The following is a 17,210-nucleotide window of genomic DNA, read 5'->3' as shown; positions in this document are numbered from 1 at the left end:
GTTATGGCGATTCTAAAGCAAAAATCCTTTGTATTCATGGTGCTTTCTCTTTTTGCAGCCCTCCTGCTTTCTTCGAGGGCCGTATCCTTGCAAGACACCACTGCAGAAATAAGGATAATCTTCTTTTCCAATATGCCTGAAGTTGAGGCGAGCAAAGAGAGACCGGGGCTAGCCAGGGTTGCGGCCTATATTAATACGGTACGCGAACAAACGGACAACCATCTGGTCATCCATGGAGGCGATTCTCTTTCCCCTGCAGTTCTATCTTCCTTGGACCGCGGAGCTCATATGATCGATATTTTAAATTCCATAGAGCCAGATGCCTTATCTATTGCAAAAAGAGAATTTGCTTACGGAGAAGATGTTTTGATTGCCCGAGCTGGGGAAGCGCTTTTCCCTTTCGTCTCATCAAATACTTTTGACTTAAGAACTGATCAAGCTTTTGAGACCATCTCCCCATCAGAGCTATTTGATGTGGCCAATGTTCAAATTGGCATCGTAGTCCTTACTTCTCCGCAACTTGTCTCAGAATATGCAACAGAGAGAACGGGAGTGTTGCCTGCCCTTAGCGCCGCAAAAAATCAGGCAGAAGTCCTTAAAAGTCAGGGAGCAGATATTATTATTCTCGTTGCCGATTATGACTTATCCTCAAGCCCTGAGTTGCTTGATCCTACTGTCTTTAACGTTATTCTACAATCCAGTAGAAAAACGGGGGATGTCACAAAAAAAGGGACCCTTTATTATCTAAAAGAATGGGGATCGGATTCCAACCTGAGCGATATTAAAATCACTTTAAAAAAGGAAGCCGCCACATATAAAATAACTAATTTAAGCGTCTCAAATCCAAATTTATTCGACTACACACCTCAGGCTTCTATTGTCTCGCTTATTGAAGAACATGTCGCACCGCTTAAAAATCTTTTAGAAGTCCAACTCGGTCAAACTTCTGTAAGGCTGTCTACTCTTAGAAATCTTGTACGCAGCCAAGAAAATTCTTTCTCAAATATTCTCGCTGACAGCATGAGAGATGCTGTGGATGCAGATGTCGCTTTAATTAATGGCGGCAGCATTAGAGGCAATAAAATATATACCGCCAACAGTTTTCTAACACGAAATGATCTGCAGGAAGAACTGCCCTTCAGAAATTCAATCGCTAAACTATCTGTTACTGGACAACAGCTATGGGATGCTCTGGAATTTGGTATTGCGTGCCGGTTTGATTATGATGGTTGTTTCCCACAAATCTCCAATATGAATATCGAATATTCCCTTGAAACAAAAAAAATTATATCCTTAAAAATTAAGGGACAGGCTGTGGATCTTTCAGCATCCTATAGTTTGGCGACCACAGAGTTTCTTGCGAAGGGCGGAGACGGCTATTCAATGTTTAAATCCGGCTCGCGCTTAAAAAGTCCAGGATCAGGTCAATTAACACGGGAAATTTTTTCAAAATATATTTCCCTACGTCAAACAATCGCACCTAAAGTTGAGGGTAGACTAATTTATGTTGATGAATAAACGGGTAAGCAATGGGGATAGGCTGGAGACAATAGATTGAGTAAGAGAGGCAAAATTGACAGTAAATCATGGGGGTCTGCGCGCATTTTTACCAGTGTTGCGGGGAAATTCACCCTTGGTTTAATGACATGGTTTGCCGCAGCCGTGATTATTAATATTTTTGGGTTAGTCTATCTATCATCCTTTCAAAACTCTATAGAAACCCTCACGAGAACAACCCTACCCACTGCAGAAAATAGTGCAAAACTTGCAGTGGAAACCACTGCTCTAGCGGGAAAAGTGCGACAATTTTCACAGGTGGACACACAGGTGAAAAGGCGTCTCATCATGAAAGAAATTCAAACTGAATTAGACCGAATTGAAGCCCTACACCCCGACTTAAGAAACACACCTGATTTTGAGACTTTTACCAATGTACTCGCCACCATTAACCAATCAGTTTCACGACTAGATTCCCATATAATGGAACGCATACGGTTAACCAACAGAACGACAGATATTACTAGTCAGCTTATCGCATTTAATAACTCAGACTTTGTAGAAATGATCGATATCACCATGGCAGAGGATCTCAGCGTTCTCAAATGGCGCGGCCAACTATCGGCGATCATTACAATGGCGATTGAGAATAAGTCACTCACAAAATTAAGAGAAGCCCGCTTACTTGAGCGTCAATTAAAGGCAGAGTTTAGAAGAGCTAAAATCCTTCGAGGCCCTCTTGATCAACAAATAAGTGAAGCCTTAGCCCTCGAAGAAGAAAAGATAAAAAGCCTATTCTTTCAAAAAGACGGCTATGTCGACACTCTCATAAAAGGCCTAAGAATAACAGTTCGGGTGCGCGGGGTAGAAAATCAAGTCCTCACCTTAAATGAAGAAATTACCAAACTCTCTGCAGAAATATTTGAGCGCGCGACAGAACAAGTCATCACTGATGCGCTTGCAGTTAAAGAAGGGGTTCTCTATCAGATCAATTACACACTGCTTGCTGGTCTTGGATTGCTCATCACAACCATTTTACTGGGCATTTACCTGCATAAAACCGTTGTTTTAAGATTGAATCGACTGAATGATGAAGTCAAATCTTATAGCCAAGGCGACGACCAAAAAATTACTGTATCCGGAATTGATGAAATTTCCGATATTTCCCACTCTATTCATAATTTTATTGAAGAAATTGAAACACAACAAGAGGCCCTCATCAGAGCCAAAGTCCGTGCGGAAAGTGCGGCACAAAGTAAATCAGAATTCTTAGCAACAATGAGTCATGAAATCCGCACCCCCATGAATGGGGTGATAACCATGACTGAAATGTTGAAAAAAACACCCTTAAATTCAAAGCAACGTGAACTGGCAACCATCGTCCATCAATCGGCAAACTCTCTCTTAACGATCATTAACGATGTCCTTGATTTCTCACGTATTGAAGCGGGTAAATTAGAAATAGAAAAAGCAGACTATAACCTGAATGATCTTGTCTCAGGTGTCGCTGCTCTCTGCGGTGCCGATGCCTATGCAAAGAATTTAGAGCTATATTATAAACTTGATGAATCTATTCCTGATACGCTTATTGGCGATTCCACACGCATTAGACAGGTGCTTTTGAATTTGACCTCTAATGCTGTAAAATTCACAGAGCAGGGACAGGTAGACATTACTGTTACTTGGGCGAAAGAGGCTCAAAATCCAACATTACTTTTTACAGTCACCGATACGGGGATTGGCATCAGCCAAGAAGCATCCAATCGCCTCTTTCAGGCCTTTGAACAGGCAGACAGTTCGACCGTGAGAAAATTTGGCGGGTCAGGTCTAGGCCTGAGTATTAGCAAACGCCTTGCAGAAATGATGGACGGAACAATCACCCACAACAGTACTCTTGGCACTGGCTCTCAATTCTTCTTTACGTTGCCTGTTGACGGCCCGACACAGAAAGCTGACCCCATTCCAGAGACGATAGCTAAACTCGGCGATTTTATTCTTGTGTCCTATAATTCTCGCACAACGGACCTTCTCTCTAAAGAGTTGATGCCATTTGCAGAGGATATCGTGATCTTGGATCCTAGGAAGCCTGCGGAATGGGATTGTTCAATAAAGAAAATACGGTCAGACACCGTCCATCTGCTGATTGACAAACCTTGTCTGGATGATGATCGTCAGGCAAATCTCAAAGAATTCAGTGATGCTAACGCTTGTATATCTATGGTCTTGTGCCCGCGCGCGCACTTTGAGTATCTTGACCAAGCTGAAGGCCAGTGGCTGCATGGGGCTATCGCAAAGCCCCTTAATATCAAAGAACTGCACGATACAATCTTGGACAATTTTGATCCCGTCAAAGATAAAGAAAAAGCAGATCACCAAGAATCAGACATCTATACAAGAGACGCTGCAGAAGAACGCGGTGAAATTGTATTGATTGCTGAAGACAATGTGATGAACCAGAAAATTATCGCAAAAATCTTTGAAAATATTGGGCTACATTTCGACATGGTCGATAACGGTGAGGAAGCCATAGCCCAGCTTCATAACACCTATTACAGCATCCTTCTCACTGATTTTCATATGCCTAAGATGGATGGACTCATGTTAACCAAGTCCTTAAAAGCACGAGAAGAACCCGAGGTTAATTCATTGCCAATCGTGATGCTCACTGCGGATGCTCAAGTGGATTCTGAAGAGATGTGTCGGGAGGCCGGCGTTGATGGATTTTTAACCAAACCTATTATCTATGAAGATCTGGTGGCAGAACTTAGAAAATATATGCCCGAAGCAAAACCATTATTAAAAAGCGAAAAAGACGAACCTTTTTCTTAAGTCACCGTGGTTCTATTCACTCTCTGAAAAATATCTAAACCATTTGGGGATTTGTTCCTCATTGGGGGATTGGTAAATTATTGGCTTTGAGGAAGCTTAATTTGTCCCAGTAACCTCGCTGAAAAACAATTAGCCCCTTTACAATATGAAAAAACCCACAGCCTCTGAATCCTTTAGGATCTTTCCATTCCATAATCGCCCATTCGCCTTCCTGAAAAATATTCTCAACAATGCAAACCATCTCTGCATTTTCAAACTCTGCAGTAAAAGCATCTCTTATCGCATGTTTTCCCGTTATCGGTTCCTGCGCGACTTGATGGTTTATTGCATCTTTCGCATAAAGTGCCGCTAATTTATCAACATCGCCTTCGTTGAAAGCCTCAACCCAGAGGCACAGGACTTCTTTCGGTTCCATGACTAAATCGCCCAGTTATAATTCTACACTAAGATCACTATAGACCACTTCTCATGCTCATAACAGAGTCATTGTGGCAGCAAATAAAAAAGCCCGCCTGAAATAACAGGGGGCTTTTTAATGGTACCGCTGGCCGGAATCGAACCGGCACGTCCGAAGACATCGGATTTTGAATCCGACGCGTCTACCAATTCCGCCACAGCGGCACACATGAATCACAGAAAAGGTCTTCCGTGCGAATTGGTGAGCGCACTATAGCCAGAAAGTTTGCCGCGTCAAGAGAATATCTTATGTCTCCTGAGGGTTTCTCGCACAACAGTTGGCTTTCCACTTGCCAACGGAGCAGCCACATCCTAGAAGAATAAAAAAGGGCTCTTGTGATGATCAGAAAACTCTATGACTTTTTTCTAGAAAAAGCAGCCAGCAAATATGCCGAGCGCTGGTTAGCTGCTGTGTCATTTGCTGATAGTATTTTCCTCCCTATCCCGCCTGACATCATGCTCATGCCCATGATTATTGCGGATCGCAGCAAAACATGGCGTCTAGCAGCTATCGTTACCATCACAAGTATAATTGGCGCTATCATTGGCTATATCCTAGGGGCGTATTTTTATGAAGCTGTTGCTCAGCCGCTGATTGAAGCCTATCACTATGAAGAAGAATTTAAACGGTTTTCAACTTTGTTTGAAGAATATGGCATATTGATCGTTCTTGCCGGCGGGTTAACACCCATTCCTTTTAAAGTTGTCGCCATCTCTTGTGGTGTCATTGGGATGAATCCCTTGATTTTCCTGCTCAGCCTTATTCCTGCACGGCTCCCCCGATTTTATATTGAAGCCATCCTCCTATGGTATTTCGGAGAGCCTATTAGAGAATTTGTAGAAAAAAGACTTGTGTTAATGTTCACCCTATTTGTCGTTGTTCTTGTGGGCGGTATTATAGGTATTAAATATATCTAGAGATAATGATTATGAAAAAGACACTAGTAACATTCCTAACAGATCAGCCTGCCCTCGCGGCGACAGGAGCGGGCCTGCTGACGTTACTTGCCGCTTTCATCAGCGAATATGGCTTTGGATATCACCCCTGTGAAATGTGCTGGTGGCAACGCTATCCCTATATGGTTGCAGGGAGCCTATTCCTTGCTTTTGCAAGTACAGGTAAAACACAGCATAAGAGCCTCCTCCTTCTCTTAATGCTGATCTTTATGGTCAACACTAGCCTTGCATTTTTTCATGTAGGTGTTGAAGAAAAGTGGTGGGAAGGCATCACGACCTGTGCTGGATCTGCTGGGCAAATAACCCTAGAATCCATCCAAAATGCACCCCTTATTCGGTGCGATGAGATTCAATTTTCTCTTTTAGGAATCTCAATGGCAGGCTATAATTTCTTGATTGCTTTATCTCTCACTGTCTTTTGTGGCCACTCTTTTCTTAGGAGACACCGGCATGACTGAAAAAACTCATCCCCCTGTTTCAGAAAAACAGCAACCCTCGAACCCTTTACCAGGGAATCGTGCTACAAAGGACGATTTTCACCGTATGATGCGCGTTGATCACGCAGGGGAATTTGGCGCAGTAAGAATTTATGAAGGGCAATTGGCTGTGCTCGGCGATAAGCACCCGAAATCAGCTATGATCCGCCATATGCAAGAGCAAGAAAAAGTCCACCTAGCTACCTTCAATAAACTTTTAAGCGAGGAAGGCGTCCGTCCGACACTTCTTAGCCCTTTTTGGCATGCCGCTGGATTTGCTTTAGGGGCTGGGACAGCGCTAATGGGCGAGAAAGCAGCCATGGCTTGCACGGCCGCAGTGGAAGAAGTTATCGACGAACATTACGAAGAACAGCTACAAAAATTAGAGGGCAGTGAACCGGCTTTTGAAAAGACAATCAAACAATTTCAAGCAGAGGAAATTGAGCACCGAGAAATCGCTCTCGAGCATGGCGCAGAAGATACACCAGGCTACGGCCTTCTTTCGGGTGTCATTAAAGCGGGGTGCAAATTGGCCATTTGGACAGCAAAAAAAATCTAGTCCCTCGTTTTTCTTACTCGCTCATCAATAATACTGAATGCTCTTCTCTTTCTTGACGCACTGTTTTTAGCGTCGTTAAGTCAGCATCAAAAGCATCAAACCATCGAAGACTGTTAAAATCTGCACAGCTTTCACATGATAGCGACCAATGTTCTTGTCGGTGCCCACAATTCAGGCATTGGAAGGAACTATCGTCCGGCACAACTTCATAAGGCTTCAACCCCATTTTTTCCTTTACACGACCGAGCATGTCTTCTGCAGCCTCCCCTTGCCCATCTCTGTCTAGGGCCTCAGATATCACAAGTTGGGATAAGAGGTGTTGGGGGTTTCCTACGGTTAAATCACGCACAGAAACAAGAGAAGCGGCCGTTGTCGCAGTTGGATTAAATGCAAGAAGTTGATCTCTCAAAGCTTTATGGGGACGCACCGTCCAGGCAGCTTTCAATTGTTTTAGAGCCACAGCCGATTTGCCAGCTTCAAAATCCAGGCGAGCGCTGGCAACATGTGCTTCTGTGAAACTAGGCCGGGTTTTTAAAGCTTCCTGAAAATCTTTCCGCGCTTTCTCATTTTGCCCTTCGACTTTCTGTTCAACAGCCCGAGCATAATAGAGTGCAGACCGATGATGAAGAACCTCATCAGTCTCAGACAATTTTTTCATCTCAAGAGTTTTCAGCGTCTTAAGGGCGTTATCCCACTCCGCCGCTTTCACTTCTAAGCTAAAGATGGCCTTCAAAGCCCATGGGTTAGATGAGCTTTCTGCTAAAGCTTCTCGTGCAAGCAGCAAGGCCTCTTTGGAATGACCCGCTTTTTCAGCCTGCTGTACTAAGCCCCTTAGCCCTAAAACTTTGCCATCCTCAGACGATCTAAGTGCTTCAAATCTTTTAGCCGCTTCACGTTTATCCCCCAAACGTGTCGCTGCTTCAGCAGCAATCATCAAAACCATGGGCTGCGGCGGGAGTAAAATCTCTGCTTCCTCTACCAATCGTCTGGCCAAGGCAGGTTCTCCTGTGGATAGGGCAATTAAAGACCGGTTAAGTAAAACAAGTCCGCGGCTCTGTCTTTTAATCACCCTGTTGCTTCCAACAAGGGGCAATTCACGCGCCAAATATCCGACCATCCATATAAGAAAAGCAGCGAATGCCATGAGTAAAGCCACAAGAAGGCCAAGAAAAGCAAAAGTCGTCGTAACTTGCCACTCGACAAAAGTTATCGTCACAGCACCAGGATGATCCGCCATCCACGAAGCCCCGTAAGCTAGGATAAGAATACCAGCAATATATAGCAGAACTCTAATCATTCATTCATTCCTCTATGGCAGTAGAAACACGGCCTGCAATAATAGTCACTAACGCATTAACCTGCTTGTTAATTCTATGATGTGCCTCTGCCTCGGCCAACCATGGAGCTGCTGCACCTAGAATATCAGCCGGCATATCCTCGTTAAGAATCTTCATGGCAGAGTCTAAGTCACCGCCATAGAGAGCAAGCTCGGCTCGATTGAGAATTTTATCAACACCCTCGGCCGAGCTGCCTGTCTTTCTAATGGTCAACAAATCCCCGAAGAAACTGCCTTCTGTGTCAGCTTGGCGTTTCTTTATAGCTACTGCCATGCCGAGAAAGCTTTCTTTCAAATCAGCCACAGTTTTGACTTTCATTTCATTCTGCTCAATGGCAGTGATGACTTGTAGAGCTGCCACTTGATCTACGGTCTGCAAAGTCTGAATATCTGGGCGCAAAGCTTTCAGAGTGAGGCTATAATCATCCCCTCTTAAAATCTGTCTCCGAAGGGTCGACACCATCAATATCAACCGCCCTCTAGGATTGGATTGAACAGAAGAATACTGAAGGGTATTCATTTGTTGTTGCATCACTTCCAATGCAGAGCGTATTTGTTGATTTTCAGCACGGGCTAAGGCAAGAGAACCTTGTAATTCTGTCACTGTTTGGTTTGACGAAGAGGAAGACATCTCACCTTGATCAATAAGTTGTGCCAAACGACTATAATCATTCATGAGCTGAGTAACTTGTTGCTTCAGAGCCGGAATATCTTCTGAAGCAGAAGGGAGCGTTTGACCGACTGATTCATTTTTTTGCGCTAGAATGGAGAGATCAGCCACAATTTGCTTGATCGATCTTTCTAAGCCCATAAGTCTTTCATTATACTTCACCAGGTCTGGGGCAGTCTGATTTGACTGCTCATTCATTCCCTGAACATGGGCGTCTATCCTCTGTAAATCAGCCTTAATCGCATCGATATCTTGTTGAGAGATCAAGGGGATATCATACCCTTTATCAACGGGAACTAGGATTTTTTGCTGCCCAGGGCTTTCCATAACACCAAGAGAAATAAGACTTTTTTCAAACTTTGGGAAGAAATACAGCCCCCCTATAAATGCTGTCAGTATCACGACAATCATCCAAGGAAAACTCACTTTTATTGTGCCGAACGACTTTTTACTTTTCATAGATTTCACTTCGCCGTCAGCTCGGGTTCCCTGATCGCCTCCATAAGCAGTATGGGAACGGTTTTCTGTAGTTTCAGATGAAGCCTCCCTCTCTTCTTCAACGACTTCAGCTTCAAGAATGATGGGTTTCTTCTCATGCGACCCCTGTTTTTTATCCTTGCTCATAGCTCCCCCTAAGTGATCATGATCGTGTGATCAGATGCTCTAGTGTTTTTAATAGTGAATCCTCAGACTTCTCCGCTGCAATCTCGACGGATTGCCACTTGGCTGTCAACCCTTCTGCAATACGTTCTGACAAACATACAGCAACCATCTGGTGAGTATAGTCTTTCATATGGTCATCCATGTAAAGTTTTTCAAAACTTTCGGCAGCTCGTTTAGAAAAAAACAAGACATAGCGACCTTTTAGTGCAATTTGTTCTCTTAAAAAATCAGATGCACTTTCAACCTTCTTTGCCTCATAGCAGACCACATGCTCTGCATCAAAGCCTTCATCGTTAAGCGCCTGAGCAAGATCAACTGAGAGATGCTTCCCTCCTAAGTGCACAAGAGCTTCTTGTGTTGAAATGCGAGCTTCATTCTTTATTTTTGACAACAAACTTGTTGCTGTTCCTTCTCCTGTTATGATGGAAGAAAAACCAGCCTCTCTGGCTGCTTGTGCTGTCACAGCCCCAACAGCAAAAACTTGTACCCTATTTTTATCGACAACGGCTTGAGAGCCGTACAACACACCGTTGACAGAGGTAAAAATTATGCCAAAAGGGTTAGATTTTACTGTAAAATCGACGGGAATATTATGGTGAAGTGGCACATGGATAACGTCAAGCTTCTTGCATTTCAGTCTGTCTATCATTGACCTTGCTGTGGTTTCAGGCCGCGTGACAATAATAGAATTTTTTCCAGTTTTGCCTGTCATTTGAGGATTCCAACTCTCTTTCGCATTATTCGATTGCTGCCTCAATATCCTGTTTTAATTGGTCAAAAAATGCAGCGCCTGCATCCTCTTTGATGGCTTCGCCAACGGCAGTGCCCAACTCTTCTGCCTGCTCCCTTGGACGTCTCATACTCCGCTCAAAAACAGTTTGTCCATCTAAGGATAATAACATGCCGCGCAGCACGAGATCTGCGCCCTCTTGGATAGCATATGCTGCTATCGGCGTACGACATGATCCATCTAATGCTGCTAGAAAAGAGCGTTCAGCAGTCACTTGTTCCGTTGTGATAGAACAGTGCAATGGGGCTAGAAAACTGTGCATTTTTTGATCATCGTCTCGAATCTCTATAGTGACAGCTCCCTGGGCAGGTGCCGGTGGAAATCGTTCAAGATCTAGCCTTTCTGTAGCAACATCTGCCATCTCCATTCGATTTAATCCTGCAAGAGCCAAGAAAGTAGCCGCAGCTTCGCCAGCTTCTAACTTTCTAAGCCGTGATTGAACATTCCCTCTGAATGTAACAACTTTTAAGTCTGGGCGTTGTCTTAATGCCAACGCTCGTCTTCTTAAGGAAGCTGTCCCTAGAAGAGACCCTTCAGGCAAATCGTTTAGGCTCTTGGCGACTGGAGAAATAAACACATCACGATTATCCTCTCGCGGAAGAAACGTAGAAAGAGTCAATCCATCAGGGAGCTGTGTAGGCATATCTTTACAACTGTGCACGGCACAGTCGATGTCCCCTGACAAAAGCGCCTCTTCAATTTCTTTGGTAAAAAGGCCTTTGCCTCCCGCAGACATCAAGTGACGGTCAAGGATACGATCCCCTGTGGTCTTGATGACCACAATTTCAACCCCCTCTGATGTCAATTCGTCATGGGTATTGATCAACCGTTGTTTCACATCTTTTGCTTGTGCGAGAGCAAGAGGACTGCCTCTGGTGCCAATTTTTATCCGGATACTCACAGCTATTCCTTTTATTTTTAAGCTAAGGCCTTTATAGAATGGTCTTTATGAATGCGAAAGACAAAATAACACCTAAATATGTTCTAGGCATAGAAACCAGTTGCGATGAAACTGCTGTTGCTATTGTAAGTAGCGATAAAGAGATAATTGCACATAAAATTCTATCACAAATTGAAGAACACGCGGTCTATGGCGGTGTCGTGCCAGAAATTGCTGCACGCAGCCATATCACTCATTTAGATAGCCTCGTTGAAAACTGTCTTTCTTCGGCGGACTTAGCCCTTCAAGACATGAATGCTATAGCGGCAACAACAGGTCCAGGGCTCATTGGAGGGCTTATGGTTGGCATGATGACTGCTAAGGCAATGGCCCAGTCAAGCGGCCTGCCTTTCATTGCAGTTAACCATCTTGCTGCTCACGCACTCACACCACGCTTGACTGATCCTGACGGGTCAAAAACAGCCTTTCCCTATTTAATGCTATTGATGTCAGGCGGACACTGCCAAATTTTGGAAGTGTTAGATGTAGATGACTTTAAGCGCTTAGGCACCACTTTGGATGATGCCACTGGCGAAGCTTTCGATAAGACAGCAAAGCTTTTAGGTCTCGGGTATCCCGGGGGGCCTCAGGTAGAACAAGCTGCACTCAAAGGGGATAAAACCCGCTTTCCACTACCTCAACCAATGAAAGGTAAGGCTGGTTTTGATTTTTCCTTTTCTGGACTGAAAACAGCTGTTCGTCGAGAAGCCGAAAAATGTGTCGCTGAACATGGCTACCTCCGAGAAATTGAGATTAATGATTTATGTGCTTGCTTCCAAGATACTATGGCAAAATGTCTTATGGATCGCCTCGGTCGAGCTATGAAAGACTATACATCTCGCCACTCTAAAGGGGGTCGGCGTTTAATTATTGCCGGCGGCGTTGCTGCGAATACCTATTTGCGCAATGCCCTTGAATCCCTTGCCTGTGAGCATAATTTCACTCTATCAGCACCGCCTTTGGCTCTTTGTACAGACAATGGTGCTATGATTGCCTGGGCAGGGATGGAACGCTTTTTAAAGACACCTGAGATCAATGAGATCAATCAACCTGCGCGCCCTCGATGGCCTCTTGATCAAAAAGCTGAACCGCGTGTTGGCCGCGGTAAAAAGGGTGCAAAGGCCTAACAACAGTTGCACTCCAGCCTGCAAAATTGTATGCCTGATGAGTGACTTGAGTGGAGGAGAAGAGTTGTGTCATCAGTAACTTATGAAAAAGTAGGTGTCCTCGGTGCAGGAGCATGGGGTACGGCCCTGGCTGCTGCAATGGTTCGCGCTAACAGAGAAACCCTTCTTTGGGCGCGTGAAGAAGAGGTTGTCGAAACGATCAACACACATCATGAGAATACACTTTTTCTAAAAGGGGTTGCCTTAGATCCTAAGTTAAAAGCCACAGGCCTTCTTGAAGACCTAAGTGAATGCGATGCAATTTTAATGGTGTCCCCAGCACAGCACTTACGTTCAAGTGTTATCTCCTTAAAACCCTATCTCAAAACCGACTGCCCGCTTATCATTTGTAGTAAAGGGATCGAAGTAACCACAGGAAAGCTTATGAGTGATGTCATGGCCGAAGTTGCTCCGAAACAGCCCTTTGCAATCCTGTCTGGCCCTACATTTGCCGCCGAAGTTGTGCGCGGACAATTTTCCGCAATAACCCTGGCCTGTGAAGATGAAAAACTTGGTAATGACCTAATGGATGCCATAGGGACTGTTAACTTCAGACCCTATTTATCAACGGATGTCATTGGCTCTCAAATAGGCGGTGCAGTTAAAAATGTTCTTGCAATCGCCACAGGGATCGCCGCAGGCTTGGATATGGGTGAGAATACCCGCGCTGCTGTCATCACCCGTGGCTTAGCCGAGATGGTCCGTTTCGCCGCCAGTTACGGGGCAGAAAATGACACCCTTATGGGCTTATCAGGCTTGGGGGATTTGCTGCTGACCTGTTCCAGTACCCAGTCCCGCAACATGTCGCTTGGGAAAGCCCTAGGGGAAGGCCAGACATTTTCTGATTATATGGCTGACAAGCTTTCAGTCGCCGAAGGCGCCCACACTGTAAAAATCCTCCATAAAATTGCTGTAGACCGTAAAATCAGTATGCCAATAACTGAGGCTGTTTACCGAATAATAGTCGACGGAGAGCCTGTATCAGACGTTTTTGATGAACTTGTGAACAGACCCTTCACCCGCGAAGATGAATAAACTCCTGAAAGGATGAGCGCATGCTTTTTATAATCACTTGTACAGACAATCCGAATAGCGTTGATCTCAGAATGGCGACGCGCCCCAACCATATTCAATATCTTAAGGACGCAGGAGACCGACTAAAGCTCGCTGGACCTAAGCTGACCCCTGGCGAAGACCCAAAGCCTATTGGCAGTGTCATCATTATTGATGCAGATAGTGAAGCGGCTGCAAAACTTTTTGCAGAACATGATCCCTATAATCAAGCGGGCTTATTTGAACAAGTTACCATAGAACCTTACGCCGCAGCACTCGGTGCTTGGGTTCCTCAAGACTGACCATGCGCTACTGGCTCGTGAAATCTGAACCCCATGACTGGTCTTGGTCCGATCAAAATTCTGTAGAATCAGAGCCTTGGACAGGGGTCCGCAATTACCAGGCCCAAAATCATATGCGGTCCATGGCTAAAGGCGATAACGTTCTTTTTTACCATTCTGGAAAAACTCGCGAAATCGTTGGTATATGCACTGTCTCACGCGCTGAATACCCTGACCCGAGCGATGAAACCGGGCGCTGGTGCCTTGTCGACTTGAAAGCCAAACAGGCCCTTCGCGAGCCCGTTACGCTAACGGCCATCAAAGCAGATTCAAACTTTGCGGATCTGGCCCTTGTGCGTCAACCCCGTCTTTCGGTGATGCCAATTACCGAGAAAGCCTATTCAAAAATCATAGCTATGGGCGGGCTTTGATGAAGAGCGGGGCCGTCTCACAAGCTCCCAGCCCAGCATATCTTGCTGATTATCCCGCGGGGCCTGCAGTTGGTACGCTGATGGCTACCCTCAGTGATCTTCAAAAAACTGGCAGTAAAAATGTCATCTTCAAGAAAGAAGATAAGCAACTGCAAGTCTTGTTACACTGCACAGTCAAAGGTATAAAAGCCTATATTAACAGTTGTCCCCATGCCCGTGTTCCTCTCAATTTATTTGGAGATCGCTTTATGGATATAACAGATCGCTATCTTTTATGCCAAACTCATGGCGCACGATTTGAGCCAGAGACAGGCTATTGCATCGCTGGCCCCTGCAAAGGGGAATATCTAAGATCTGTGGCAATCAAAGTCACTGAGAAAGCTATTTATTCGGCATAAAAAGACAGCTTAGAGAAATCCGAAGCTGCCTTTTTTGTCTATTCCAATGATTTTAAACCTTACTGAATAAAGCCCACAATTTTCTTAACTTCTTTTAGGATAGGCTCCGAGAGAGCGGACGCTCGTTCACTACCATCTCTTAATACTTGATCTATGTAAGCAGGTTCATTTTGCAATCTGGCCATTTCTTCCGTGATGGGCGCTAATTTATCAATCACCACCTCAGTGAGGCCCTTTTTAAAGTCACCAAAGCCTTTGCCTTCGTATTCTGCGCAAATATCATCCCGTGATCGCTCTGCAAGTGCAGCCATAATGCCAATAAGATTTTGTGCTTCTGGTCGGCCCTCAAGCAGCTCTGCTTTGGCTGGAATCAATTCAGGGTCAGTCTTTGCTTTACGAATTTTTTTCGCCAATATATCTGATGTATCGTTCAAATTTATACGTGATGCCTCTGAAGGGTCAGATTTGGACATTTTCTTGGAGCCATCGCGCAAACTCATGATACGAGCGCCCTCTCCCATGATGATCGGATGAACTTCAGGGAAAATTTCTGTGTTATAATCATGATTAAATTTAGCAGCAATGTCACGGGTCAATTCTAGGTGTTGCTTTTGATCATCTCCAACAGGCACATGGGTAGCTTGATAAAGTAAAATATCCGCTGCCATAAGGTTTGGATATACATAGAGACCTGTAGAAGCATTTTGGCTATTTTTCCCAGCTTTATCCTTAAACTGTGTCATACGGTTTAGCCATCCCAACCGTGCAATACAGTTAAAAATCCAGCTCAGCTCAGCATGTCCAGACACTTGTGACTGATTAAATAAGATCGATTCTTTTGGATTAACGCCGCAAGCAAGATATGCAGCGGCAGCTTCACGGGTTTGAGCAGCCAGATCAGCCGGGTCCTGCCAAACCGTAATGGCATGCATATCTACGACACAATATAAACACTCATAATCCTGCTGCAAAGCAACCCAGTTTTTAAAAGCTCCAAGATAATTACCTAGAGTCATTTTCCCCGAAGGCTGTGCGCCGGAAAAGACGCGATTTTTTACTTGAGTGTTTGTCACCTTAATTCTCCATTGTCAGGGCTAACCCACGGCAACGCTTATGACAAGCAAGCACGAAAGGGTCAAGCTTTTCGAGAGAAAATAGCGCGAAATTCTGAAAGGCCTATGCCCCGTATCAAAAGGAGAACTATAAAATAGAGAAGACCGCCGCCAACGATCAAGGCTGCTAGCGCGCCAACGCGGCCCAGCGTGTCCTCAGCAAAAAATGGCCTCAAGTAAGCACTCGCTACCATCAACCCATAGGCCATGACAACAGCCGAGAGTAAGAATTTCACCAACTTTAAACGCACCCCCTTAATCAATGAGAAATGTCCTCTGAGATGAAGGCTACCATAGAGTAAAAGAACATTAACCCAGGCTGCAATTGCTGTACCTAAGGCAAGCCCTACATGACCAAAAGGGCCAATAAGCAACAGATTAGCCGACGTATTAACCACAAGTGTAATAATCCCAAATTTAACCGGTGTCTTCGTATCACCGCGCGCATAGAATCCGGGCGCAAGAACTTTGGTTAATACATATGCCGGTAGGCCAAGCGCATAGGCAACAAGCGCTGCTGACGTCTGAAAACTATCTGCACTACTAAAGGCTTCTCGCTCAAAAAGGCTGGCTATTAGAGGCTGCGCAATCGTTGCTAAAGCCAGGGCAGCAGGGATTGTGAGCATCATGGAAAAAACCAGCGCTTGATTCTGCTGGTGCAAGGCCCCTGTCTCATCACCACTGCCTAGTCTGCGAGCAATGTCAGGCAAAAGAACCGTCCCTACAGCAACACCAATAACCCCAATGGGCAATTGGTTAAGACGATCAGCATAGAAGAGCCAACTGACAGACCCTTCCGGCAAGTAGCGCGCAGCCAGAAAAACATCAATGAGTAAGTTCAATTGCATGGCGCCGGCGCCCACCGCTGCGGGGCCAATTAATATAAGCAGTTGCTTCACGTCTGGTGAAAGCCTTGGGAGCCGTAATCTGAGGGACAGGTTATTTTTTTTTGCTGCATACATGAGCAGCACCAATTGCAAAACTCCGGCGACAGAAATACCAACTGCCAAATATCGCGCAACAATAACATCTGTCTCAGGAGCCATAAGCATCGCAGCTATCATAGAAATATTTAGCAAAACTGGCGCAAAGGCAGCAGCGGCAAATCGACCGAACGCATTTAACATCCCGGCCCACAAAGTAACCAGAGACACAAGCACCAAATAGGGGAAAGTATAGCGACCCAACTCTACTGCTAAGTTAAACTTTTCCTGATTTCCTTCAAAGCCACCCGTTAGCCCAAACATCACAGGCACCATAGCCAGTTCCATAATCAGTAAAAGCAGCAAGAGAATAGGCAAGAAAACAGCCAAGACCTTCTCAGCAAAAACTCGGGCATTTGCCTGAGACTCTTCAGTGATATCCTTCCCTAAAATTCTCGAGAACATAGGAATAAAAGCAACTGAGAAAGCGCCTTCTGCAAAAAGCCGGCGGAAGAAGTTAGGTAACTTGAAGGCAATGAAAAATGCATCCGCTGCCATGCCTGCCCCTAAATAGCGAGCCATTAACAAATCTCGAACAAACCCAAAGAGGCGACTAACCAACGTTAGCCCTCCAACCAATGATATGCCCTTTCCTAACGTCATGTCTCTCGAT

At 44.9% G+C, this 17,210-nt stretch carries 17 protein-coding genes and 1 tRNA gene; 10 read left to right on the top strand and 8 right to left on the bottom strand.

The window, feature by feature from the left end:
* Positions 1–3: 3 nt before the first annotated feature.
* Both QGN29_RS05140 and QGN29_RS05135 read left to right on the top strand, forming a co-directional pair.
* Entirely contained in the window at positions 4–1,518 is a 1,515-nt protein-coding gene (locus QGN29_RS05140; protein ID WP_310799614.1) for a bifunctional metallophosphatase/5'-nucleotidase, read from the top strand.
* Positions 1,519–1,554: 36 nt separating this feature from the next.
* The gene (locus tag QGN29_RS05135; RefSeq protein WP_310799613.1) at positions 1,555–4,326 is read left to right on the top strand and encodes a hybrid sensor histidine kinase/response regulator; all 2,772 of its coding nucleotides are present in this window, start codon (positions 1,555–1,557) and stop codon (positions 4,324–4,326) included.
* A 58-nt stretch (positions 4,327–4,384) separates the two neighbouring features.
* Here QGN29_RS05135 and QGN29_RS05130 read toward each other — a convergent pair whose 3' ends face one another.
* Together QGN29_RS05130 and QGN29_RS05125 are read right to left on the bottom strand one after the other, a co-directional pair.
* On the bottom strand, positions 4,385–4,741 hold the full coding sequence (locus QGN29_RS05130) for a nuclear transport factor 2 family protein (protein WP_310799612.1): 357 nt from the start codon (positions 4,739–4,741) through the stop codon (positions 4,385–4,387).
* A gap of 121 nt (positions 4,742–4,862) precedes the next feature.
* Positions 4,863–4,947 (bottom strand) — tRNA-Leu (locus tag QGN29_RS05125).
* A gap of 174 nt (positions 4,948–5,121) precedes the next feature.
* Between QGN29_RS05125 and QGN29_RS05120 the strand changes: the two genes are divergently transcribed.
* The 3 genes from QGN29_RS05120 to QGN29_RS05110 are packed head-to-tail and all read left to right on the top strand — an operon-like array spanning position 5,122 to position 6,774.
* Positions 5,122–5,700: a YqaA family protein gene (locus QGN29_RS05120; protein WP_310799611.1), complete on the top strand. Its 579-nt coding sequence runs from the start codon at positions 5,122–5,124 to the stop codon at positions 5,698–5,700.
* Between the two features lie 11 nt (positions 5,701–5,711).
* Positions 5,712–6,197 (top strand): disulfide bond formation protein B, encoded by a 486-nt coding sequence (locus QGN29_RS05115; RefSeq protein ID WP_310799610.1) that lies wholly within the window; start codon positions 5,712–5,714, stop codon positions 6,195–6,197.
* On the top strand, positions 6,190–6,774 hold the full coding sequence (locus tag QGN29_RS05110; RefSeq protein ID WP_310799609.1) for a demethoxyubiquinone hydroxylase family protein: 585 nt from the start codon (positions 6,190–6,192) through the stop codon (positions 6,772–6,774). The genes QGN29_RS05115 and QGN29_RS05110 overlap by 8 nt, the downstream gene beginning before the upstream one ends.
* Before the next feature lie 13 nt (positions 6,775–6,787).
* On the opposite strand, the gene QGN29_RS05105 is transcribed toward QGN29_RS05110, so the two are convergent.
* The 4 genes from QGN29_RS05105 to hemC are packed head-to-tail and all read right to left on the bottom strand — an operon-like array spanning position 6,788 to position 11,134.
* Positions 6,788–8,071, bottom strand: a complete 1,284-nt coding sequence (locus tag QGN29_RS05105; RefSeq protein ID WP_310799608.1) for a heme biosynthesis HemY N-terminal domain-containing protein — start codon at positions 8,069–8,071, stop codon at positions 6,788–6,790.
* A 4-nt stretch (positions 8,072–8,075) separates the two neighbouring features.
* A complete protein-coding gene (locus tag QGN29_RS05100) occupies positions 8,076–9,404 on the bottom strand; it encodes a COG4223 family protein (RefSeq protein ID WP_310799607.1) in 1,329 nt (442 codons plus the stop codon).
* A gap of 16 nt (positions 9,405–9,420) precedes the next feature.
* On the bottom strand, positions 9,421–10,155 hold the full coding sequence (locus tag QGN29_RS05095) for a uroporphyrinogen-III synthase (protein ID WP_310799606.1): 735 nt from the start codon (positions 10,153–10,155) through the stop codon (positions 9,421–9,423).
* A 25-nt stretch (positions 10,156–10,180) separates the two neighbouring features.
* The gene (gene hemC, locus QGN29_RS05090; RefSeq protein WP_310799605.1) at positions 10,181–11,134 is read right to left on the bottom strand and encodes a hydroxymethylbilane synthase; all 954 of its coding nucleotides are present in this window, start codon (positions 11,132–11,134) and stop codon (positions 10,181–10,183) included.
* Positions 11,135–11,181: 47 nt separating this feature from the next.
* On the opposite strand from hemC, the gene tsaD reads away from it, so the two are divergent.
* The 5 genes from tsaD to QGN29_RS05065 all read left to right on the top strand — a co-directional run bounded on the left by tsaD (position 11,182) and on the right by QGN29_RS05065 (position 14,502).
* Entirely contained in the window at positions 11,182–12,300 is a 1,119-nt protein-coding gene (tsaD, locus tag QGN29_RS05085; protein WP_310799604.1) for a tRNA (adenosine(37)-N6)-threonylcarbamoyltransferase complex transferase subunit TsaD, read from the top strand.
* Between the two features lie 138 nt (positions 12,301–12,438).
* Positions 12,439–13,374: an NAD(P)H-dependent glycerol-3-phosphate dehydrogenase gene (locus tag QGN29_RS05080; RefSeq protein WP_375164681.1), complete on the top strand. Its 936-nt coding sequence runs from the start codon at positions 12,439–12,441 to the stop codon at positions 13,372–13,374.
* 20 nt (positions 13,375–13,394) lie between these two features.
* On the top strand, positions 13,395–13,694 hold the full coding sequence (locus QGN29_RS05075) for a YciI family protein (protein ID WP_310799602.1): 300 nt from the start codon (positions 13,395–13,397) through the stop codon (positions 13,692–13,694).
* Between the two features lie 2 nt (positions 13,695–13,696).
* Positions 13,697–14,104, top strand: coding sequence for an EVE domain-containing protein (locus QGN29_RS05070; RefSeq protein ID WP_310799601.1), 408 nt, complete (start codon positions 13,697–13,699; stop codon positions 14,102–14,104).
* Positions 14,104–14,502 carry a Rieske (2Fe-2S) protein gene (locus QGN29_RS05065; RefSeq protein WP_310799600.1) on the top strand — a complete coding sequence of 133 codons (399 nt, stop codon included), beginning with the start codon at positions 14,104–14,106 and terminating at the stop codon, positions 14,500–14,502. Before QGN29_RS05070 ends, QGN29_RS05065 begins: the two co-directional genes overlap by 1 nt.
* 59 nt (positions 14,503–14,561) lie before the next feature.
* On the opposite strand, the gene trpS is transcribed toward QGN29_RS05065, so the two are convergent.
* Both trpS and murJ read right to left on the bottom strand, forming a co-directional pair.
* Positions 14,562–15,518 (bottom strand): tryptophan--tRNA ligase, encoded by a 957-nt coding sequence (gene trpS / locus QGN29_RS05060; protein ID WP_375164680.1) that lies wholly within the window; start codon positions 15,516–15,518, stop codon positions 14,562–14,564.
* A 119-nt stretch (positions 15,519–15,637) separates the two neighbouring features.
* The gene (gene murJ / locus QGN29_RS05055) at positions 15,638–17,200 is read right to left on the bottom strand and encodes a murein biosynthesis integral membrane protein MurJ (protein ID WP_310799598.1); all 1,563 of its coding nucleotides are present in this window, start codon (positions 17,198–17,200) and stop codon (positions 15,638–15,640) included.
* Positions 17,201–17,210: the final 10 nt, after the last annotated feature.

Origin of the sequence: Temperatibacter marinus (genome assembly GCF_031598375.1) — a bacterium.
Taxonomy (GTDB): Bacteria; Pseudomonadota; Alphaproteobacteria; order Sphingomonadales; family Kordiimonadaceae; genus Temperatibacter; species Temperatibacter marinus.
The sequence above is the reverse complement of the archived record's forward strand: the minus strand, read 5'-3'. Positions and strand labels throughout refer to the sequence as shown.